Source organism: Streptomyces sp. NRRL B-24085 (genome assembly GCF_001282115.1).
Lineage (GTDB): Bacteria > Actinomycetota > Actinomycetes > Streptomycetales > Streptomycetaceae > Streptomyces.
This window is the reverse complement of sequence record NZ_LJBR01000110.1, coordinates 1-21,305: the sequence shown is the minus strand read 5'-3', so window position 1 is coordinate 21,305 and position 21,305 is coordinate 1. Positions and strand designations below refer to the sequence as shown.

Sequence of the window (21,305 nt, the reverse complement as noted above, 5' to 3'; positions counted from 1 at the left end):
ACCACCGCGGGTGTGTTGGGGGGGTGCCCGGGGAGCGGGGGCGGGCGCCCTGGCAACCCCCTACGGCTGGAGGCGCCGTCGGCCCACGGAGTCGGCGGCCGGAGCGGCGGCCGGGCACCTCAGGGGACCGGCTCCTGAGGACATCAGGCCGGGCGTCGGAGGCCGGAGGCCGAATGCCGGAGGCCGGGCGCCTGCCACCGAAGGGCCTGTCGACTCGTCGCGGCCCTCCGCTCGACGGCAACGGGCGGCCCACCCGCCGACGCAGGTCGCCACCGACCCGGCGCTCGAAGCCGCGGCCGAACGCCTCAGCGGGGCCGTCTCCCGACCGCGACCAGGACCGGGCCACCCGGAAACGTGGGGAGGGCCGGATCGTCCAACCCGCGCCCCCCGCACCTCTCCCGCCTGCGCGCGGTGGCGAAGGAGTTGCCGCCGCCGCGCACCGCGATCCACCGCCCGACGGCGCGGCCCGGCGCGTCGTCGGTGCCGGGGTTGGTCCCCGCCACCTGCCACGCTCCCGGTACCAGGGCCTCGCCCAGTCGGGCCAGAGCGGGCGCGGGCTGCTGCGCCTCCCCTCCGTCGACTCAGCCGACCCTGCCGCCACCCCCGTGATCGCCGCCGTCGCCGTCGACGAAGACCGCGACAACTGGCAGGGTCCCGGCCGCAGCGCACCCTCCGCTCGCGCCGCGCCCCCAGGCCCCGCCGAAGCCGGCGCATGCGGTCGCCGACCGGGAGGCGACCGGGGTGCGACCGCAGCTGAGTAAGCCGATACCCATCCAACTCACCTGCACAGGTGCGCAAATGGCAGGTTCTGGTCAAAGGCTCGCCAAACTCGGGAAGCTCCGTCCCCCTCGTGATCGGGTCTCCAGCGACGGTTGTATCACCGCCCGTTCGGGAGGATTTGGTGTCAGCACCCACCCACAGAAGACGATGGCTCACGATCTGTGCCATCACCGCAACCGCCGGACTCGTCGCGATACCCGCGAGCGCCGCGCCCGGCCGACACGACAGCACCCCCTTCGGAGCCCGTACCCTCGCTCAACTCGCGGCCGGTCGAACCCAGTCGGTGGGCACCATGAGCCCCGAGGCGAAGGCGGACGACGGCGACGGCGACGGCGACGACGGCAACGAGGCCGACGAGATAGCCGAGGGCGCCGACCAGTACGCCGAGGCCCGCACCTCCCCCGGCATAGTCGCCCCGGGCGCCTACGGGGCCGCGTGGAGCAGCCTTGCCAAGTTGCCACGCACTAAGGGCAGTTGGCGCAACGTTACGGATCTGCCGTACGACTCCGACGACCCGCGCTACCGCGACATCGACTCCAACTCCAGTGGCGGCTCGGGCAATGTCACCGGGCGGATGGCGGCGATGGCCGCCGATGACGACGGGTACGTGTACGCGGGCAGCGCGGGCGGCGGAGTGTGGCGGTCCCGCAGCGGCGGCGGGCACTGGCAGCCCGTCAGCGACCGGCTGCCCTCCCAGTCCACCGGCGCGCTCGCCCTCGACGGCGGCGGACGGCTGTGGCTGGGCACCGGCGAGGCGACCACCAACGCGGACGCCTACCTCGGCAGCGGCGTCTATGTCCTGTCCGACCCGCACCACGGCACGTTCTCCGCACGCGGCCGGGTCGGCGGTGACGAACTGGAGTCCACCACCATCCACGAGCTGCGCTTCGGCGGCGGCAAGGTGTGGGCGGCGACCAGCGCGGGCGTGTGGAGCCACTCCACGAAGAAGCTCAGCGGTGCCTGGAAGCTGGAGTTCGCGCCCAACCCGGCCTATCTGCCAGGTGGTTCGAAGGCCGACGACCCCGACGCCGCGTACAAGAACATCACCAGCGACATCGCGATCGACCCGAAGAACCCCTCCAAGGTAGTCCTCGCGGTCGGCTGGCGCAGCGGTGACGACTACAACGGCTTCTACACCCGCACGAACGGCACCTGGACCAGGATCAGCAGTGGCTTCGGCGACCTGCCGACCGACCCGGACGACGTCGGCAGCGTCACCTTCGCCCACTCCGCCGACGGCTCCCGCTACTACGCCATCGACCAGTCGCCGGAGCAACTGAACACCAACCCGGACAGCGGCCTTGAGGGCATCTACGTCTCCAAGTCGGGCTCGCCGAGGGGCCCTTGGACGAAGATCGCCGACTACCAGGGCCTGGCCGCCTCCGGTTCGGCACTGACCTCCCCGGGCTACATGCCCGGCGTGCAGGCCTGGTACAACCAGTTCCTCACCGTCGACCCGGCCGACCCCGAGCACGTGTACGCGGGCCTGGAGGAGGTCTACGAGACCAAGGACGGCGGCGCCAGCTGGTCGACCGTCGGCCCGTACTGGAACTTCACCTTCCCCTGCTGGAGCATCGACCCGGCCAAGCGAACCGGTGACTGCAACCCGACGACCCACTCGGACCAGCACGGCGTCGCGATCGGCCGCTACCACGGCAAGAGCTTCGTGTACGTCGGCAACGACGGAGGCGCCTACAAGCGGCCCGTCAACGGCACCCAGGACGCCTCCGGGCACGCCACCGACTGGAGCTCGCTCAACGACGGCACCATCGACACCCTCCAGTACTACTCGGTCGGCGTCGGCAAGGACCTGGACCACGGCGGCGTCTCCGTCACCGGAGGTCTTCAGGACAACGGCCAGTCGATCCTGCGCAGCAACGACAAGGTGATGGGCTCCAACTTCGGCGGCGACGGCGGCGACACCCTCACCGACCCCGCCAACGGCTGCAACATCGCGGAGGAGTACGTCTACCTCGCCATCCAGTTGACCCAGAACTGCGCCGTGAATGACGGCAGTTGGATCGACGACCCGAGCAAGGCCACGTCGTACAACGTGGCTCCGCCCGACAACGCCACGAGTGAGGCACGCTTCATCGCCCCGCTCGCGGCCGACGCGAAGAACAGCTCGACCTGGATCGCGGGCGGCCGTCATGTCTGGGTGCAGACCCACGGCTACGCCATCCGCAGCGGTGACGAGTGGAAGAGCGTGTACGACCTCGGCGCCGGCCGTACCGCGACCGCCGTCGCCGCCTCGGGCGGCAAGGTGTACGCGGCCTGGTGCGGCCCCTGCAACAACCAGGGCTTCGCGCGCGGCATCTCCGTCGGGAACGCCGACGGCACCGGCTGGCACGACATCGCCCTGCCGGTCGAGGGGACGGTGCCCAACCGCTACCTCAGCGGCTTCGCCGTCGACCCGAAGAACGCGGAGCACGTCTACCTGACGGTCAACGGGTTCTCGCGGCAGTGGACCGAGGGCCCGGGTGCGGGCGTCGGCCACGTCTTCGAGTCCCGGGACGGCGGCACCACCTGGAAGGACATCTCGAAGAACTTCCCCGACGTGCCGGCGGACTCCGCGGTCGTCACCCCGAACGGCGGCCTCGCCGTCGCCACCGACCTCGGCGTCGTCTACCGCGCACCCGGCCGCTCGGCCTGGCAGCGCGTCGGCTCGCTCCCGGCCGTCGCCGTGCTCCAGCTCAGGCTGAGCCCTGACGGTCGCACGCTGTACGCGGCCACCCACGGGCGCGGCATCTACACGATCAAGGTGCGCGACTGCGACTGAGGCACGATCCACGTCACGGTGCAGGGGTGGCCCCGGTCTCCGGGGTCACCCCGCGGTCGTGTGCGGCACCACGTCCACCTGGAGCGTGAAGGCCACGCCGCCCGTACCCGCCAGGTCCGGCTCCTTCGCGAGGACGCTGATCTCGGCGGTGCCGCCCCGGGTGCCCGGGCACCGCAGCGAGGCTCTCGCCGTACCGTCCGCGTCCAGCCGCCAGCCGGTCGGCAGGACGAAGACCGGGGCGGAGCTGCGCACGGCGGTCCACCGTCTGCCGTCCGTACGCGGGAGCAGGACGAGCGACACCACGGTCCCGGGCCGCACACACATCTGCCGCCGGACCGCGTCACCCGGCGACACGGTGACCTCCGCATGTCCGGAGACGCAGCTCCTCGGCGCCGGGGGCACGGAGTCCGACGCGGACGGGCTCGGTCCGGTCGGGCCCGCCGTCGGTACCGCCGAGGAGCCCGCCGACGCCGTCCCGGACGCGGACGCGGACACACCGGTCGACGGCGTGGCGGAGCCGTCCCCGGACGCCCCTCCGGACGAGCCTCCGCACGCCACCAGGACCACCATCCCCGCGATCACACACCCACCGGCCCACCACCGCATCAGCGCACCTCCCGGCCCGGCCCTCGACGGACTCCAGCATGCCCGGCACCCGCCCGCGGGCGCACCCGCCGCCGATCCCGGCCATGCTGGAGACGACCGGGCACCGACGACGGCCGGGGCAGGAGGCGGTGACACGATGACCATCGACGTGACGGTGCGACGCCTGATCCCGCTGCCGCCCGAGCGGGTGGCCGGGTACGCCATGGACTGGCGCCACGACGCCGAGTGGACGCAGGGCATCCGTACGGCGCAACTCACCCGGGAGGCGGACGGCGGCGGCTTCGGAACGGGCGCCGAGGTCACCCGTACCGCTCGCTTCCTCGGCCGGCGCATCGACTACGTCCTGCGGGTGGCCGCGTACGACCCCCCTGGGCTCCTGGACATGGTCTCCGTGGCGGCTCCCATGCCGATGCACGTGACCTACTCCTTCGCGGCGCACCCGCGTGGCACACTCGCTGCCGTCCGGGTACGCGGAGGCCCCGGCGGTCTGCTCCGCCTGGCAGCGCCCCTGCTAGCCCGCCAGGTCCGTTCCTCCCTCACCAAGGACCTGCGCGACCTCGGGCGCAGGCTCTCCGAGCGGCAAGGAGACATCTGATGGCGTACGACGAAGGGCTCGCCGAGCGCGTCCGGCACTGTCTGGGCGCGCATCCCGGCGTCGCCGAGCGGCGCATGTTCGGCAGCATGACCTTCCTGTACCAGGGCAACCTGGCCGTCGGTGTGACCGGTGACGACCTCATGGTCCGCATCGGCGCCGACGCCACCGACGCGGCCCTCGCCCGGCCCGGCACGCGGCCCTGCGACATGACGGGCCGGCCGATGCGCGGCTGGGTCCTGGTCGCCGGGTCCGCCGTGACGGAGGACGAGGCGCTGCGGGCGTGGGTCGACGAGGGGCGGGCGTTCGCGGCGAGCCTGCCGCCCAAGTAATTCGCGCTCCGTGTACGTCAGTTCTGGCGCGCGGCCTCCAGGACGGCCTTGAGCTGCCGCAGCGGTTCCGGGCCGGAGATCCGCAGGACGACCGTGTCGGCGCCGGCCGTCGCCAGTTCGCGGATGCGCCCGGCGGCCTGCGCCGCCGGGCCCGAGACGGTGAACACCTCGTGCGGCGGGCGGCCGAGCCAGGCGGCGTGGCCCTCGATGCTGGGGTTCAGGGTCCGGGCCACCTCGTCGGCGTCGTCACCGACGCAGGCGAAGGCGAGGACCGTCAGGGTGTGGTCGGAGGCGGCGCCGCCCTTCCCCGTCAGGGCGCGGGCGTTCGCCAGGTCCTGCGGGCCGTGCCCCTCCGTGATGACGGTGCCGTCCGCGACTCGTCCGGACAGTTCCAGGGAGCGAGGGCGCACCACACCCGCGACCACCGGCGGCACCTCGGCCGGGGGATGGGTCAACTCGACGCCGTCCAGGCGTACTTCGCGTCCCGCCAGCTCCACGCGCTCGCCGCGCAGCAGCGCGCGTACCGAGGTGATCGTCTCTTCCAGCAGGGCCAGCGGGGAGCGGGCCGCGGCGCCCACCTGGGCCATCCACTCCTGCACGCCGTGTCCGATGCCGGCCACCAGTCGGCCGGGGAACACCCGTGCCAGCGTGGCCAGTTCCATCGCGAGGAGGGCCGGGCTGCGCAACGGGGCGGGGGCGATGCCGATGCCGACCCTGATGCGTTCCGTGGCGCCCAGGGCCACGGCCGCCGCGGACACCCCGCCGTTCCATCCGAGGTCCTCGACGACCCACAGGTCGTCCGCACCGAGCGCCTCGGCCTCCCGCGCGAACCCGGGCAGCCCCTCGGGGGCCCAGTCGCGGTCGTACATCACACCGATCCGTACGTTCGTCATACGCCGGAACCTATGCGGCGGTGGCACGTCGATCAACGGGGCGTCCCGGGCTGGGAGTCGGCCGCCGGCGAGGTGCGAGGTGCCCGGGAGCACGCGCTCCCGGGCACACCCGGAGACGGGGCGGAGCGCCGCCCCCGCTCCGAGCGGGTGCCGTAAGGCTCAGCCCCCGCTCTTGCGCCGGAACGACCGCTGGCTCGACGCCGGGCCGTGCGCCCCTCGGATCTTCGACGCGTGGGAGTTGGCGGCGAGGTCGGCGGCCTCCGCCTGCGCACCGCGCTTGCGGGCGAGAGCCTCACGGAACTTCTGTTTGAGGTCGTAGTTGCCGTCGCTGTCGGGTGCGAGCGCCGGCGTCTCGGGGTCGGCCGGTTCCGAACCTTCCGGGGATGCAGCGTCTGCGGTCATCGTGACCTCCTGGGTTCGGGCAGTGGGAAGCACAGCTTGTCATGCCGTGAGGACGATCTTCCCCTGAATATGCCCCCGAGCGGCACGTTCGTGTGCTGCCTGGGCATCCTTGAGCGCAAAGGTGCTGTCGATCGCGACACGGACCTTCCCCGCGTCGACCAGGCGGCCCAGTTCGGCGAGCTGCGCGCCGCTGGAGCGGACCTGGGTGGCCGTGACGGTGACACCGAGCCTGGCGTTCTCCTCGCCGTCGAAGTCGCCGAAGTACACGGGGTAGAGGGCCCCGCCACGCTTGACGGTCCGCAGGAAGCGCCTGCTGTCGGGGCCGCCGACGGTGTCGAGGACGAGATCGACCTCGCGGACGACCTCTTCCGGGCGGTCCTTGGTGTAGTCGACGAACTCGTCGGCACCGAGACCGCGCAGGAACGTCTCGTGGGCGCCGGAGGCCACGGCGATGACACGGGCCCCCTTCCACCTGGCCAGTTGGAGAGCGAGATGGCCCACGCCGCCGGCGGCCCCGTTGACGAGCACCGTGGTCCCGGCGTCGAGCGCCATCGGCCGGTGCCGGGCCGCCTGGAACGGCGAGGGGTGGTCGTGCCCGAGCTCGATCAGGAACTGCCACGCCGTCAGTCCCGACATGGGCAGGCCCGCGGCGTGCACGTGGTCGAGGAAGGCCGGCTTGCGCGCGAGGTCGGACGCCGGCGCGGTGACGTACTCGGCGTAGGCGCCGGCCTGGAGGGACCCGGGGAAGCGCAGCAGGCCCATCACCTCCTCCCCCACCGCGAGGCCGTCGACGTCGGCGCCGACGGCCTCCACGACACCCGAGACGTCGGTCCCCGGGATCAGGGGGAGGTGGAACGGCGGCCTGAGTTCGGGGGGCACGCCGGGCATCCCCTCGCGCGCGTACCAGTCGGGAGGGTTGAGGCCCACGGCGTGCACGCGCACGAGCACCTCCCCCGGGCCCGGTTCAGGGATCGGCACCTCCTCGTGGCGCAGCACCTCGGGGCCGCCGAACTCGTGCAGACGGATCGCGCTCATCGTGTGTGGGGGCATCGTGTCCTCCTGCCCGCGGTGCGGGATAGGCTCATCCGGATCAGCGATCCGGGTATCCGGTTCACTGATCCGAATATATGGATCACTGATCCGGATGGTCAAGAGGGACAGATGCGAGCCGACGCCAGGAAGAATCACGATCACCTGCTCACCGTTGCGGGCACCGTCATCACCGAGCAGGGCGTCGACGCGTCGCTGCGCGACATCGCCCGCCGGGCCGGCGTGGGCCTCGCCACGCTGATCCGCCACTTCCCCACCCGTGAGGCACTGCTCGAAGCACTGCTCCGCACGAGCTTCGACGAACTGGCGGCGCAGGCGGTCGCCCTTGAGGCATCGGCACGGCCGGACGACGCCCTGGCCTCGTGGCTGCGCGACTTCGTCGCCTGCGCGCACCACTACCGGGGCGTCGTGAAGCTGATGGTGACGGCCATCGAGGACCCGCAGTCCGCCCTGCACGCCTCGTGCGTCGCGATGCGTACCGCCGGCACACGACTCCTGACCCGCGCCCAAGCGGAGGGCCTGGCACGGATCGACATCGACGGCACTGACCTGTTCGCGCTGGCCGGGTCGCTCGCCTGGCTCAACGACCAGCCCTCGCTCGCCGCACGCTCCGACCACCTCTTCGACGTGGTGGCGAGCGCCATCCTGAGGAGCCCGGCGAGTGTCGACGACACGGCAGCCCCGTCGCCGGCCCGCTAGCCGCGGCCGGGCACGTACGGGGCACGACGGCCGGGCGACTGTCGGCGGCCCGGGCACAGGGCACGACTGTCGGCGGCCCGGGTACGGGGGCACAACGGTCGGGCGGCCGTCGACGGCCCGGGTACAGGGCACGACTGCCGGCGGTCCGGGTACAGGACCCGACGGATGCCCCGGGGCGCCCGCCCTCGAACCGGTCGCGTACCGCCCTGCGCGCCTCGGCTGAGCAGCCGCATCCTCCGCCCGCGGCGAGCACACGGTCGCTCCGCCCGCGGGATGAGCCCCCTGGAGTCGCGCCGACGCAGGTGGTCAGCCCTCCCGGGGCACCGCCGCGTCGAGGAGAGGGCCGAGTTCCCGGGCCACGGTCGTCAGCGGACCCACGTCCCGCTGTGCCCGGGCCATGAGGATCGCTCCCTCCAGGGAGCTGACCATGAGGGTGGCCAGCGCCCCGGCCCGCTCCTCGGGCACGCCCATGTCGGCCAGTGCCCGCGCCACCGGACCGGTCCAGGCCGCGAACGCCTCGGCCACCGCCGCCCGCGTGGACGCGGTCGACTCCGCCCAGTCCACGGTGGCGGCGGCGACCGGGCAGCCACCGGCGAAGCCGGCGTTCTCGTACTCGTCGGTCCACTGGCGCACCATCGCGGCGAACAGCCCGCTCGGTGTCGGTTCGGGCAGAGCGGCCAGGAAGCGGGCGACCCGGTTGCCCGCGTACCGGCCCGCCCACCGCACGGCCTCGTTGACCAGTTGCTCCTTGCCGCCCGGGAAGTAGTGCTGGAGCGAACCGCGCGGCGCGTCGGCGTGGGCGGCCACCTCGCGCATGCCCGTGGCGGCGACGCCCTCACGCCGGATGAGCTGGGCAGCGCTGAAGACCATCCGTTCCCGGGCTCCCCTCTCGGACCCCGCCATCGCCGACCTCCCCGTCCGATGCGTTTCGTGCCCACTCTATGACCGCTGTCATAGAGGCGCTTACTATGACAGCGGTCATAGTGTGCGGCAGCGGCTCGGCTTCGGCGCGGGCCGGAGAAGGCGGTGCCTCGTGTACGTGGGATTCATCGGCCTCGGAACCATGGGGCAGCCCATGGCCCTCAACCTCGTCCGGGCCGGCACGCCTCTCGTCGTGTGGAACCGCACCCCCGGCCGCAGCGAGGCCCTGCGCGCAGCGGGAGCGGAGGTCGCCGCGAGTCCCGCCGAGGTCTTCGGCCGGGCCGGGACCGTGTTCCTGATGCTGGCCGACGAGACGGCCGTGGACGCCGTGCTGAAGCGCGCCACCCCGGACTTCGCCGCTCTGGTGGCGGGACGCACGGTCGTCCACATGGGCACGACCTCGGCCGAGTACTCGGCCGGCCTCCGGGATGCCGTCACGGCGGCGGGCGGACGGTACGTCGAGGCTCCCGTCTCCGGCTCCCGCATCCCCGCCGAGCAGGGCGAACTGGTGGGCATGACGGCGGGTGACGACGACGCCGTCGCCGCCGTACGTCCCCTGCTGGCCGCCATGTGCCGGGAGACGTTCGACTGCGGAGCGGTCCCCGGCGCGCTGCTGATGAAGTTCTCGGTGAACCTGTTCCTGATCACCCTGGTCACCGGGCTCACCGAGGCGTTCCACTTCGCCGACCGGCACGGGCTCGACCAGCGCCTGCTCCGGGACGTCCTGGACGCGGGCCCGATGGCCAGCGCCGTCTCGCGCGTGAAGGGAACCAAGCTGCTGACCCGCGACTTCACCGTGCAGGCCGCCGCCACCAACGTCCTGGAGAACAACCGTCTGATCGCCGAGGCCGCCCGCAAGGCCGGCCTGGCCTCCCCGCTCCTGGACGCCTGCCACGCCCTGTACGCCGAGGCCGTCGAACAGGGCCACGGCGAGGAGGACATGGTGGCCGTCCTGCACGCCCTGGAGACCCGGACCGACGGCCCGCCCGCCCCGTGAGGTGAACGCCCGCCCGAGACGGCACACGGCACAGTTCGCGCCGGGCAGGTCGGTCGGACAAACGCTTTGCCGCATCTTCCGGCATGCCTCAGCATTCTCGGCGTGACAGACACCGAACCGACCGACGACGAGGTGCCGGACGGGCTGCTGGGCTGGTGCCTGGTGGCCAACGTCGCGCGGGAGACCGCGCACGGCGAGAGCGGCCTCGAGATCCAGCACGGCACACGGCACTTCTCCGCGGGCACCCTGTTGTGGATCCCGCGCGTCCCCTGGGACCCCGGCCACTCCCGCTGGCCCGCGGTGGGCCGGCACCGGGGCAACGGCCGCCGTTACGTCAACATGGTCGTGCGCGCGGAGGACCTGGAGAACTTCCGGGTCAAGGGCGTCTACAGCGAGGCCCTCGTCCGCAGCCTCAACGGCCGGCTCCACGACCCCGCCGCGCCGCGGACCCTCCAGAACCCCTGGACACGCGAACGGGCCCAGCTCTGGGCGGACAGTTGGAACCAGCCGCGGGAGCCCGTCCGCATCGACGGCCACTCCGAACCGCAGCTCTTCGTCCCCAACCCGCCGCCGCCAGAGCTCCAGGTCGACGGCGAGACCCTGCACCTCGCCCACTACGGCACGCGCGGAGCCCACTACAGCCGCACACCCCCACCCTCGGAACGGACGCCCGAGCCCTGAGCCCGGGGAAGTGAGCCCCTTCGGAGAACCCGCACCGCTCGGAACGCCGACCGCATCGGGACGACTCGAAAACCCCGATGCGGGAACCGGTAGAGGAGCCCTGACGCACGCAGGGGCCTGGGGTGCGACGCCCCGGCGCCCGCACCGGAGGAGAGGCCACCGATGGCGCCTGAACACGACTCCCAGCAGGCCGTCCCGAACCCGCCCGGGATGCGCCCCGACGCTGACGGCGTCACGCGCCGCCGTCCGCTGCGCAGGCGGCACGTGGAGGAGACGGTCGAGGTCGCGGTGCCGGTGCGGACGGCGTACAACCAGTGGACGCAGTTCAAGACCTTCCCCCGGTTCTCGCACGTGGTGCACGACGTGGAGCAGGTCAGGCCCACCGTGACCGCCTGGACCATCGGCTTCGGGCCGCTGCGCCATCGCTTCTCGGTGGAGATCGTCGAGCAGGACCCCGACGCCTACCTGGCCTGGCGTGGTCTGGAACTGCGCCCCTCCCACCAGGGCGAGGTCGAGTTCAGGCCGACGGAGTCGGGCGGCACGGCCATCACCGTCCGGATGCTGCTCCAGCCGCGCGGAGCCGCGAAACGGCTCACCGGGTCCTCCAAGGTCGCCCAGGTGACCTCTCGGCTGGTGCGCCGCGAACTGCAGAACTTCAAACTGTTCATCGAGGGCCTGGGACAGGAGGGCGGGGCCTGGCGCGGCACCATCCGCAACGGGCGAGTACAGCACGACCAGCCGGAACCGCCGAGGAGCCGGGTGGCCCAGTGGCCCGTCGGCTGACCGGCGTACCGGACGCGCAGGACACAGCGGCGAGCCCGTCGCGGCAAGAGAAAGGCGATGCGATGCAGAACCCGCCCGGCGAGGAGCCGGAGACCACCCTCTCCGTGACACCGCCGAAGAAGTGGGCGGCCGGGGTGCCCGCCGTCGTGCACGCGCTGGAGTACTCCCTGGAGCAGACGTCCCCGCGCCGGACCGGGGTGGACCTGCTGGCCATGAACCAGGTGGGCGGGATCGACTGTCCCGGCTGTGCCTGGGCGGACCCGGCTCCGGGGCACCGCCATCGCAACGAGTACTGCGAGAACGGCGCCAAGCACATCAACGACGAGGCCACCAAGCGCCGGATCACCGCCGACTTCTTCCGTGAGCACAGCGTCTCCGACCTCGCCGCACGCTCCGACATGTGGCTCAACCAGCAGGGCCGGCTCACCGAGCCGATGATCAAGCGGCCGGGTTCCGACCACTACGAGCCCACGAGCTGGAACGACGCCCTGGGCGTGATCGCCGAGGAGCTCACCGCGCTGTCCTCCCCCGACGAGGCCGTCTTCTACACCTCGGGGCGGGCCAGCAACGAGGCCGCCTTCGTGCTCCAGCTCTTCGCCCGCGCCTTCGGCACCAACAACCTGCCCGACTGCAGCAACATGTGTCACGAGTCGAGCGGCTTCGCCCTGAGCGAGACGCTCGGCACCGGCAAGGGCACCGTCAGCCTCGACGACCTCCACCACGCCGACCTGATCTTCCTGGTCGGGCAGAACCCGGGCACCAACCATCCGCGCCAGCTCTCCGCGCTGGAGGAGGCCAAGCGCAACGGTGCCCGCATCGTGGCGGTCAACCCGCTGCCCGAGGCCGGGCTGCGGCGCTTCAAGAACCCGCAGAAGGCACGCGGGGTCATCGGTCGCGGGACCCAGATCGCCGACCGCTTCCTGCACATCAAGCCAGGCGGCGATCTCGCGCTCTTCCAGGCCCTGAACCGTCTGCTGCTGGAGGCGGAGGACGCCCGGCCCGGCACCGTCCTGGACCACGACTTCATCGACGCGCACACGTCCGGCTTCGAGGAGTTCGCCGAGCACGCCCGCACCGTCGACTGGGACGACGTGCGCGCGGCGACCGGACTGACCCGCGAGGAGATCGAGAAGGTCCACGACGAGGTCCTGCGCAGCGAGCGCGTCGTCGTGTGCTGGGCGATGGGCATCACCCAGCACAAGCACGGGGTGCCCACCATCCGGGAGATCGTCAACTTCATGATGCTGCGCGGCAACCTGGGGCGGGCCGGCACCGGCGTCTGCCCGGTGCGCGGGCACAGCAACGTCCAGGGCGACCGCACCATGGGCATCTGGGAGCAGATGCCGGACTCGTTCCTCGACGCGCTCCAGGAGGAGTTCGGTTTCGACCCGCCGCGCCCGCACGGACTCGACTCGGTGAACTCGATCAAGGCGATGCGCGAGGGCCGCGTCAAGGTGTTCCTCGCCCTGGCCGGCAACTTCGTGCGCGCCGCCCCCGACAGCGAGGTCACCGAGGAGGCGATGCGCTCGTGCCGGCTGACCGCCCACATCTCCACCAAGCTGAACCGGTCGCACACCGTCTGCGGTGACACGGCGCTGATCCTGCCGACCCTCGGCCGGACCGAACGCGACGTCCAGGCCGACGGCGAGCAGTTCGTCACCGTGGAGAACTCCATGAGCGAGGTGCACACCTCCCAGGGGCGCCTCGAACCCGCCTCGCACCTGCTGCTCAGCGAGGTCGCGATCCTGTGCCGGCTCGCCCGCCGCACCCTCGGCGGCAAGCCGGACATCCCCTGGGACCGCTTCGAGGGGGACTACGGCACCATCCGCGACCGCATCTCGCGCATCGTGCCGGGATTCCACGACTTCAACGCGCGTGTGACGCGTCCCGGCGGCTTCCAGCTCCCCAACCCCGTCAACGAGGGCGTGTTCAACACGTCGGCCGGCAAGGCGCTGTTCACCCGCAACGACCGGGTGGTCCCGAAGGCGCCCGCGGGACATCTGCTGTTGCAGACCCTGCGCTCGCACGACCAGTGGAACACCGTCCCGTACACGCTCGACGACCGCTATCGCGGCATCCACGGCAGCCGCCACGTCGTGCTCGTCAACCCGGTCGACCTCGAAGGACTCGGTCTCGCCCGGGGCGACCGCGTCGACCTGGTGAGCGTCTGGGCGGACGGCACCGAGCGGCGCGCCCAGAACTTCGAGGTGGTCCCCTATCCGGCGGCACCGGGTTCCGCCGCCGCCTACTACCCCGAGACCAACGTCCTGGTGCCGCTGGACAGCGTCGCCGACATCAGCAACCAGCCCACGTCGAAGGGCATCGTCGTACGCCTGGAGCCCACGTCGGACCGGGCGGCCACCCCGTCCGTCTGAGGCGTGCGCCCGGGCCCACGATCGGCCGGATGACGTCTGTCCACGGCCCGGTGATGGCCCATAGCCTGTGCGGCCTTCGCGTACTGGGAGGTCTCGTGAACGGGCTCCGTGCGGTCGTCGTGTGCCTCGTGATCACCTCTGCCGTGCTGGTGTCGCCGGCCGCCGCCCTTACGCCGGGCCAGGGCGTGGCGCCGGGCTGGTCGGCGCTGCCCGTGCCGGCGGCGGCCCCGCCCGTGGCCGTGTCGGACCTCGCCGCGCGCGGACCGGGCGAGGCGTGGGCGACCGGGTACGAGCAGGCGTCCGACGGGACCCGGCCGATGCTGTACCGCTGGGACGGCACGGTGTGGAGCCGGGACACGGCCTTCCCGGGCGCCGGCGAGCCGGGCTGGCTCGGCGAGGTGCAGTTCGTCGGCGCGGAGACATGGATCTTCCAGAACCGCGCGGGTGAGGGCGAGATCCTGCGCCGGTCCGCGGGAGGGTGGAGCACCGTCCCGCTGCCGCGGACCCTGTGGACCTACCAGGACTTCGCGGCGGTGCCCGGGGCCGCCTGGGTGGTCGGAGAGGACGACACCGGGCTGAAGGTGCTGCACTACGACGGTTCCCGCTGGACCGCGCAGGCCACCCCGGAGGGCGTGCTGTACCTGATGGGCATCACCGCGCGCACCGCCACGGACGCCTGGGCCTGGGCGGACACCAGCACCGGGACGACCGTCCTGCACTGGGACGGCACGGCGTGGCGGGACGCGGGGGTGCCGCTGCCTGCCGACAGCAACGTGCACACCCTATTGCTCGAACCGTCCGGCCGGATCACGATCGGCGGCAGCCAGTACACCGACGGCGTCGCCCGCACCTACCTGACGACCTTCGACGGGCGGGCCTGGCGCACCACCCACCCGCCGCTCGGCGACACCTACACCGAGGCCATGGTGCGCGGCCCGGACGGCGCGCTGTGGCTGCCGCTGCGCAGCGACCGCGCGTTCCAGTCGAAGTACGCGCGGGTGGACGGCCCTCGCACCACCTTCTCCTACGGCCCGGAGCGCACGAATGCGATCGACGTCCGCCCGCGTGCGCTGGCCAGGGCGGGGGCGGCCCTGCTGTCCTTCGGCACGGTCGAGGTCTACGGCTCGAAACCGAACCTGATGAGTGAGCGGCGGGGAGGCTGACTATGGCACGCAGACTGTTCGTCGCCGCCCTCGCTCTCGCCATGACCCTGCTCGCCGTGCTGAGCTCCGCCGCGGCGGAACCCCCGTCCTGGCAGCACGTGCCGGTCCCGGCCGGGGTCCGCCCGCAGGCCGCACTCAACGAGGCCGTGGCGTTCGGCCCGGACCGGGCGTGGGCGGTGGGCGCCGACGCGGTCGGCCGCGAGGCGCCGGGCTTCCCGCTGGTGCTGCGCTGGGACGGAACCGCGTGGCACCGCCAAAAGCTGCCCGGGGCCGGCCGGCAGGGCGAGCTGCTGTCCGTCGCCGCGACCTCACCGGCCGCGGTCTGGGCGGTGGGCCGCGACGCGGCGGGCGGTGCCCGGCTGCTCCGTTTCGACGGCGTCGCCTGGTCCGAGAGCCGGCCCCCGTCCGGTGTGCTGCTGACCGCAGTCGTCGCGGGCGGCGGCGAGACCTGGCTGATCGGTTCGCGGGACGGCGCCCAGGCCCTGCTGCGCCGGGACGGACGCGGCTGGCATGACGTGCCCGTACCGCCGGGAGCCGTGTACGGCCTGCACATCAAGGCCGCCGACGACGTCTGGGCCGCGGGCGCCACCGACTCGGGCGCGGCCGTGTCCCACTGGGACGGGCAGGGCTGGCGGCAGACGATCATGGACGGCTTCCCGCGGTCGGCCGTGGGCAGTGTGCTGGCGGTCTCCGCGACCGAGGTGTGGGCGGGCGGCACGGCCGGGTTCGTGGGCGGTCCCCCGGGCCGGCCGATTCCGCCGCTGCTGGTCCGCTTCGACGGGCAGACGTGGACCCGGGTGACCGTGCCCGCCGACTTCGGCTCGGTCACCTCGCTGACGGCCGACTCGTCCGGCGAACTCGCCTGGGTGTCGGTGGCCCGCTCACAGAAGTGGGGCCCGCCGGGCAGCACTCCGCCCCTCGTACCCGGGCCGGACTTCCTGGCATGGAACGGACAGTCGTTCACCGAGTACGGCGAACCGGCGGTGGCCGGAGAGGGCGACTCGTGGACGCTGCGCCTGGCACCGGTGCCGGGCACGCGGACGGTGTGGTCGGTCGGCCGCGCCGCCGGTCCCGAAGGCACCTTCGCCCCCCGCGTCCTGCGCTTCGGCTGACGGGCGCGGAGCGAAGCGCAAATCCATCACTCTTCCCTCGAAGACTCCACGCATGCGCGGTTTCCCTCGATCGAGAGACATACGGCACACCCGCCGAAGAACTCGGCGCGACGGGGTAAGCGAGTTCAGGTAAGGACGTCGGAGGCACTGTTGCCGTCCGACAATGGAAGCCAGGAAGCAGCACAGCGGCCGTGACGTACGTACGGGGAAGGACCTGGAATGTTCCGGTGGGCGGAGACCACTCCGTGTGCTGGTCACCCGAGTCGAGAGGTGGCAGGGACGCCGACGCGCTCGGCGGTTCAGGCGGTCCGGCTGTCGGAGCCCGCCTCGTCGTCGTGCGTCTGCGCCGCCGCTGCGGCGCAGAAAGCCTCCAGTCCTTCCAGCAGCGCGACCCGCTTGGCGGCGGGCATGTCCGCCAGCACGGTCTGCAACTCCCTCTCCCTGCGGGCCCGCAGGTCGACGAGGAAGGCGCGGCCGCGGCCACTGAGATGCAGCCGCACCTCACGTCTGTTCTCCTCGCACACGATCCGCTCCACGAGCCCGGCCGCCACCAGCCGGTCGCACAGCCGGCTCGTGGCCGGCGGGGTCGAGGCGAGGAACTCGGCGAGGGTGCGCAGGTTGATGCCGTCGTGGTGTTCGAGGATGTACAGCACCCGAAGCTGCGACGCGGAGGTGGGCGCGATCGACGCCCGGCCCCACACGACCTCCAGCAGCTCGACGGCCGTCGTCGTCACGCGTGCCACCTCATCAGGCTCGGAGCGGCGGCGGAAGGCAGTCACGATCACACTCTCGCAGGCACTGGGGTGCCTGCCAGCGTACTAGGCGCGTGCGCCGACCACACAGGACGGGGCTCCTCGAAGCGGGCCCACCACGTGAGGGAGACCCGTACGTCGTCCCGCGAAGGACAGGTGTTCACACCATCATGAAGAGATTTCTGGCCGCTGAACGCGCTCTGCGCACAGCGGCCCCCCACGAGTTGCTCGACGCCGTCCGCGCCGTACTGGTCGACGAGTACGGCGCGGAGGACGTCGAGTTGTTCATGGCCGACTACAGCCTGCGGGTGCTTCAGCCGGTCTCGGTGCTGCCGCACACGCTGGAGCCGGTGTCGGTGCACAGCAGTCCGGCGGGTCGGGCCTTCGGTGCGCAGAAGCCGTACCGGGAGGACCTGCGCGACGGACGGACGCGGCTGCACCTGCCGGTCAGTGTGCGCGGCGACCGGCTGGGCGTGCTGTCCGTCACCCTGCCCGACGGCGAGGCCGCACGGCGGCGGGAGTCGGAACTGGCCGACATCGCCGGCGTGCTGGGCCACGAGGTGGTCGTGGCGGAGCGCGACACCGACGTGTACCTCCAGGCCCGGCGCAAGGACCGGCTGACCCTGGCCGCGGAGATGCAGTGGCAACTGCTGCCCGGCCGCGCCTGTTCCCGCCCCGAGTACGAGCTGGGGGCCCAGCTGGAGCCGGCGTACGCGATCTTCGGTGACAACTTCGACTGGTCCGCCACCGCCGACCGTCTGATGCTGTACGTCACCAACGGCATGGGCGAGGGCATAGAGGCCTCCCTGCTGACGAACCTGGCCATCAACGCGCTGCGCAACGCCCGGCGCGCCGGACTGTCCATCGCCGACCAGGCGGCCCTGGCCGACCAGGCCGTGTACGCCCACTACCGGGGGCGGTGCTATCTGTCCGTCCTGCTGTTCGACTTCGACCTGGCCACCGGCCGGGCGAGCGTCGTGGACGCCGGCTCGCCCCAGTTGCTGCGGCTGCGCGACGGCGTCGTGGAGCGTGTCGACTTCGAGGCCCAGCTCCCCCTCGGCATGTTCGAGGAGACCGACTACATCGCGCAGGAATTCCACGCCGAGCCCGGTGACCGGCTCGTCTTCGTCAGCGACGGGGTCCACGCCGTGGCCTCGCCCAGGGGTGAGGCCTACGGTGAGGCGGCTCTCGCCCGGGCCATCCACGCCACCCGTCTGCTGCCCGCGGCCGAGGTGCCGCGTGCCGTGCTGCGGGAGTTGACCGGCCACCGCGGCGAGACCATACCGGACGACGACGCGCTGATCGTATGTCTGGACTGGCACGGCCGACCGTAGTTCCACTGACCGGCGGGGTCTGCCTCGCGGCGGCGGGGGGCATGTTGTTCACCGCCACGCGCACACGTTAACGTTTGCCATGCGGCAATAATTGCCACATGGCCTGACCGCTCGGCGGGCCGCAAGGGCCTCGCAGGCAGGGAGACGATGCAGGTGGCGGAGCAGGACACGGCCCTTGAGACGGCGAAGGAGCTGGGCGCCTTCCTGGAGCGGCGTCGTGAGCAGATCGCCCAGCGCTGGGCGGACGCCGCCCTGTTCCGTACGGTCTTCACCGTCTCCCGGGACGAGGCGGTCGAGGCCGGCAAGGCCGTGGTGGACGCCCTGGCCGACGTGGCCCGCTCCGGGCGGCTGGAGGACGTCGACGCTCCGGGCTTCGGCACCGTGCGGGACCAGCTCGGACGAATGGCCGCTGCCCGGGCCCGGGCCGGCTACACGCCCGTGCAGATCGCCGGTGAGGTGGCGGCGCTGCGCGAGCCGGTGACCGCCCTGCTGCTCGCCGAGTTCCAGGACACCGGCGACGCGGCGCGCGGCACCGCGTGCGCACAGGCGCTGGCGGTCCTGACGGCCACGCTCCGCCTGGTCATCATGGAGACCACGGTGAGCGCGGGCGAGGAGCTCATCGCCCGGCAGCGCCAGCAGCTCATGGAGGTGGCCACGCCGGTCATCAAACTGTGGGACGGCGTCGTCGCCGTACCGCTGATCGGGACCCTGGACAGCGCCCGCAGCCAGGTCGTGATGGAGAGCCTCCTGGAGGCCATCGTCGACCAGCGGGCCGCGTACGCCATCCTCGACATCACCGGCGTGCCGACCGTGGACTCGCTCGTGGCCCAGCACCTGATGAAGACGGTCGCCGCGGCCCGGCTCATGGGCGCGGAGTGCATCGTCTCCGGTATCCGTCCCGCCATCGCCCAGACCATCGTCCACCTCGGCATCGACCTCGGGTCGATCATCACGCGGGCTGGGCTCGCCGACGCGCTGGCCTACGCGCTCACCCAGCAGGGCATCGTCGTCTCTCCACGCCCGGTGACGGCGGCGAGCCCACGGTGACCGGCTTCGTCGCCGCGCACTCCGGCCCAGTACCAGGCCCCGGGCCGGTACCGGTGCTGGCGCTGGGGGACGTCCTGCTGGTCACCCTGCAGGGCGAGCTGCACGACGGGGCGGCCGAACAGCTCCAGAACGACATCTCCCAGCGGATCGCGTCCAGTCCGATGCCGGTGAACGGCGTCGTGATCGACATCTCCGGGGTGGACATCGTGGACTCCTTCCTCGGCCGCGTCCTGGCCGAGATCGCCGCGAGCGCACGCCTGATGGCCGCACGGACCGTGCTGGCCGGAATGCGTCCCGCCGTGGCCATCACCCTGGTCGAGATGGGGCTCACCCTGCCCGGCCTGGGAACGGCCCTGAACGTCGAGAAGGCGTTGGCCCTGCTGGGCCGCGTCACCTCGGCAGCTCCGACCGCACACCCGGAAGAGGGTGCATGATGCATGCCCCCATCACCTCCACCACGCGTCTGCCCATCGGCTCGGACGCAGACCTGGCCTGGGTCCGACAGCAGGTGCGTCAGACCGCTGCCGAACTCGGATTCAACCTGGTCCAGCAGACGAAGCTCGTGACCGCGGCCAGCGAACTCGCGCGCAACGCCCTCGTCCACGGAGGCGGCGGGCACATGGAGATGACGGTGCTGGCGGAGGGCGTCCATCACGGACTGCGGCTGTCCTTCGTCGACAAAGGCCCCGGCATCCGGGACGTCGAACTCGCCATGACCGACGGTTACACCACCGGAAACGGCCTGGGCATGGGCCTGAGCGGGGCCAAGCGCCTCGTCAGGGAGTTCGCCCTCGACACCCGCCCCGGCGAGGGCACCACCGTCACCGTCACCGACTGGGTCTCCGGCGTGCCCGCGCCGCGCACAGGTGCCTCTTGAGCAGGGTGTGGGACATCCCCGTCCAGGACAGCACCCGCGTGCGGGACGTACGCGTCGCCGCCGAGGCCGCCTGCGCCCGGGCGGGCCTGGACGCGCACGCCACGGCGGTCGCGGCGCTGGTCGCCACCGAGCTGGCCACCAACCTCGTCAAGCACGCCGGCGGCGGCCGTGTCGTCATCAACCTCACGGCCCCCGCCGACACGTTCGCCGAGGACGTGCCCTGCGTGCAGATCGTCTCCCTCGATCACGGACCCGGCATCGACAACGTCCCGGCAGCCATGCGCGACGGCCACACCACCGCCTCCTCCTCCCTCGGCGCGGGTCTGGGCACCTGTCGGCGCGTCTCCAGCGAGTTCGACCTGCACAGCCGACCCGGCCGGGGCACCGTCGCGGTCGCCCGCGTCACCCCGGCGCGGGCGCCCGGCGGCCCCCGCGCGAGGGAGGTCCGCCCCCGCACGGGCACCCGGGCCGGAGGGATCACCACCTCCCTCGCCCACGCCGAGCACTCCGGGGACGCCTTCAGCCGGGTGCGCTCCGGCCGGCGCGTCACCCTGATGCTGGTGGACGGGCTCGGCCACGGGGACAGGGCGGCCGACGCCTCCACGGCCGCCGTGGAGGAACTGAGCCGGTGCGCGGATCTGCCGCCGGCCGAGATCCTGCGGCGGCTGCACGCCGCGCTGCGGGCCACGCGAGGCGCGGCCGTCGGCGTGGCACAGCTCGACGAGGCCGCCGGCCGGCTCTCGTTCGCCGGGGTCGGCAACATCGGCGCCCGACTGCGCGCCGACGGCGCCTGGCATCCGCTCGTCTCCCACCCCGGCATCGTCGGAGCCCACTTCCCCGCCACCGTGCCCCTGCGCGAGAGCGCCTGGACCCCGGACAGTCTGCTCGTGCTGCACAGCGACGGGCTCCCCAGCCGCTGGGTGCCCCCCACCGATCCCCACCTCGGCGCCCACGATCCGGCCGTGGTGGCCGCGGTCGTCCTCAGGGACGCCGGAAGCGCGGCCCGGCCCCTGCGCGACGACGCCAGTGTGGCCGTACTGGCCCCTGACCCCCGGACGGACCCGCATGACCCCACCCCCTGAGGTCTGGAAGATCACGTCGGTCGCCGACGCCGCCCGGGCCCGCGCCGC

At 72.6% G+C, this 21,305-nt stretch carries 21 protein-coding genes; 15 read left to right on the top strand and 6 right to left on the bottom strand.

Annotated features, from left to right (window positions below; all coding sequences use genetic code 11):
* Positions 1-901 precede the first annotated feature (901 nt).
* The gene (locus tag AOJ26_RS14455) at positions 902-3,559 is read left to right on the top strand and encodes a hypothetical protein (RefSeq protein WP_053848671.1); all 2,658 of its coding nucleotides are present in this window, start codon (positions 902-904) and stop codon (positions 3,557-3,559) included.
* 45 nt (positions 3,560-3,604) lie between these two features.
* Here the strand turns inward: AOJ26_RS14455 and AOJ26_RS14450 are convergent, their stop codons facing one another.
* Positions 3,605-3,913, bottom strand: a complete 309-nt coding sequence (locus tag AOJ26_RS14450) for an acetyl-CoA synthetase (RefSeq protein WP_234358553.1) — start codon at positions 3,911-3,913, stop codon at positions 3,605-3,607.
* A 388-nt stretch (positions 3,914-4,301) separates the two neighbouring features.
* Between AOJ26_RS14450 and AOJ26_RS14445 the strand changes: the two genes are divergently transcribed.
* Together AOJ26_RS14445 and AOJ26_RS14440 are read left to right on the top strand one after the other, a co-directional pair.
* Positions 4,302-4,760, top strand: coding sequence for an SRPBCC family protein (locus AOJ26_RS14445; RefSeq protein ID WP_053848674.1), 459 nt, complete (start codon positions 4,302-4,304; stop codon positions 4,758-4,760).
* The gene (locus AOJ26_RS14440) at positions 4,760-5,089 is read left to right on the top strand and encodes a TfoX/Sxy family protein (RefSeq protein WP_053848670.1); all 330 of its coding nucleotides are present in this window, start codon (positions 4,760-4,762) and stop codon (positions 5,087-5,089) included. Before AOJ26_RS14445 ends, AOJ26_RS14440 begins: the two co-directional genes overlap by 1 nt.
* A 17-nt stretch (positions 5,090-5,106) precedes the next feature.
* Here AOJ26_RS14440 and AOJ26_RS14435 read toward each other — a convergent pair whose 3' ends face one another.
* From AOJ26_RS14435 to AOJ26_RS14425, 3 genes are all read right to left on the bottom strand, one after another.
* Positions 5,107-5,982 (bottom strand): LLM class flavin-dependent oxidoreductase, encoded by an 876-nt coding sequence (locus AOJ26_RS14435; RefSeq protein ID WP_053848669.1) that lies wholly within the window; start codon positions 5,980-5,982, stop codon positions 5,107-5,109.
* A 159-nt stretch (positions 5,983-6,141) separates the two neighbouring features.
* A complete protein-coding gene (locus AOJ26_RS14430; RefSeq protein WP_053848668.1) occupies positions 6,142-6,384 on the bottom strand; it encodes a DUF5302 domain-containing protein in 243 nt (80 codons plus the stop codon).
* Between the two features lie 39 nt (positions 6,385-6,423).
* Positions 6,424-7,434, bottom strand: coding sequence for an NADP-dependent oxidoreductase (locus AOJ26_RS14425; RefSeq protein WP_078959888.1), 1,011 nt, complete (start codon positions 7,432-7,434; stop codon positions 6,424-6,426).
* Positions 7,435-7,545: 111 nt separating this feature from the next.
* Here AOJ26_RS14425 and AOJ26_RS14420 point away from each other — a divergent pair, with 111 nt between their 5' ends.
* Positions 7,546-8,133 carry a TetR/AcrR family transcriptional regulator gene (locus AOJ26_RS14420; protein WP_053848666.1) on the top strand — a complete coding sequence of 196 codons (588 nt, stop codon included), beginning with the start codon at positions 7,546-7,548 and terminating at the stop codon, positions 8,131-8,133.
* 306 nt (positions 8,134-8,439) lie between these two features.
* Here AOJ26_RS14420 and AOJ26_RS14415 read toward each other — a convergent pair whose 3' ends face one another.
* Positions 8,440-9,036, bottom strand: a complete 597-nt coding sequence (locus AOJ26_RS14415; RefSeq protein WP_053848665.1) for a TetR/AcrR family transcriptional regulator — start codon at positions 9,034-9,036, stop codon at positions 8,440-8,442.
* A 130-nt stretch (positions 9,037-9,166) separates the two neighbouring features.
* Between AOJ26_RS14415 and AOJ26_RS14410 the strand changes: the two genes are divergently transcribed.
* The 6 genes from AOJ26_RS14410 to AOJ26_RS14385 all read left to right on the top strand — a co-directional run bounded on the left by AOJ26_RS14410 (position 9,167) and on the right by AOJ26_RS14385 (position 16,165).
* Positions 9,167-10,051, top strand: a complete 885-nt coding sequence (locus tag AOJ26_RS14410; protein ID WP_053848664.1) for an NAD(P)-dependent oxidoreductase — start codon at positions 9,167-9,169, stop codon at positions 10,049-10,051.
* 102 nt (positions 10,052-10,153) lie between these two features.
* Entirely contained in the window at positions 10,154-10,732 is a 579-nt protein-coding gene (locus AOJ26_RS14405; protein WP_053848663.1) for a hypothetical protein, read from the top strand.
* A 162-nt stretch (positions 10,733-10,894) separates the two neighbouring features.
* Positions 10,895-11,515: an SRPBCC family protein gene (locus AOJ26_RS14400; RefSeq protein WP_053848662.1), complete on the top strand. Its 621-nt coding sequence runs from the start codon at positions 10,895-10,897 to the stop codon at positions 11,513-11,515.
* A gap of 62 nt (positions 11,516-11,577) precedes the next feature.
* Complete coding sequence (locus AOJ26_RS14395) at positions 11,578-13,890, top strand: FdhF/YdeP family oxidoreductase (RefSeq protein ID WP_053848673.1); 2,313 nt, start codon at positions 11,578-11,580, stop codon at positions 13,888-13,890.
* Positions 13,891-13,985: 95 nt separating this feature from the next.
* Positions 13,986-15,053, top strand: a complete 1,068-nt coding sequence (locus AOJ26_RS14390) for a hypothetical protein (protein ID WP_053848661.1) — start codon at positions 13,986-13,988, stop codon at positions 15,051-15,053.
* 2 nt (positions 15,054-15,055) lie between these two features.
* Positions 15,056-16,165, top strand: a complete 1,110-nt coding sequence (locus tag AOJ26_RS14385) for a hypothetical protein (RefSeq protein WP_053848660.1) — start codon at positions 15,056-15,058, stop codon at positions 16,163-16,165.
* 299 nt (positions 16,166-16,464) lie between these two features.
* On the opposite strand, the gene AOJ26_RS14380 is transcribed toward AOJ26_RS14385, so the two are convergent.
* On the bottom strand, positions 16,465-16,899 hold the full coding sequence (locus tag AOJ26_RS14380) for a MarR family transcriptional regulator (RefSeq protein ID WP_053848659.1): 435 nt from the start codon (positions 16,897-16,899) through the stop codon (positions 16,465-16,467).
* A gap of 188 nt (positions 16,900-17,087) precedes the next feature.
* On the opposite strand from AOJ26_RS14380, the gene AOJ26_RS14375 reads away from it, so the two are divergent.
* From AOJ26_RS14375 to AOJ26_RS14355, 5 genes are all read left to right on the top strand, one after another.
* The gene (locus AOJ26_RS14375) at positions 17,088-18,251 is read left to right on the top strand and encodes a PP2C family protein-serine/threonine phosphatase (RefSeq protein ID WP_053848658.1); all 1,164 of its coding nucleotides are present in this window, start codon (positions 17,088-17,090) and stop codon (positions 18,249-18,251) included.
* A gap of 147 nt (positions 18,252-18,398) precedes the next feature.
* The gene (locus AOJ26_RS14370) at positions 18,399-19,298 is read left to right on the top strand and encodes an STAS domain-containing protein (RefSeq protein ID WP_053848657.1); all 900 of its coding nucleotides are present in this window, start codon (positions 18,399-18,401) and stop codon (positions 19,296-19,298) included.
* Positions 19,295-19,732, top strand: a complete 438-nt coding sequence (locus AOJ26_RS14365) for an STAS domain-containing protein (RefSeq protein ID WP_053848656.1) — start codon at positions 19,295-19,297, stop codon at positions 19,730-19,732. The genes AOJ26_RS14370 and AOJ26_RS14365 overlap by 4 nt, the downstream gene beginning before the upstream one ends.
* A complete protein-coding gene (locus tag AOJ26_RS14360) occupies positions 19,732-20,175 on the top strand; it encodes an anti-sigma regulatory factor (protein WP_078959890.1) in 444 nt (147 codons plus the stop codon). Before AOJ26_RS14365 ends, AOJ26_RS14360 begins: the two co-directional genes overlap by 1 nt.
* A complete protein-coding gene (locus tag AOJ26_RS14355) occupies positions 20,172-21,257 on the top strand; it encodes a SpoIIE family protein phosphatase (RefSeq protein WP_053848654.1) in 1,086 nt (361 codons plus the stop codon). The genes AOJ26_RS14360 and AOJ26_RS14355 overlap by 4 nt, the downstream gene beginning before the upstream one ends.
* Positions 21,258-21,305 lie beyond the last annotated feature (48 nt).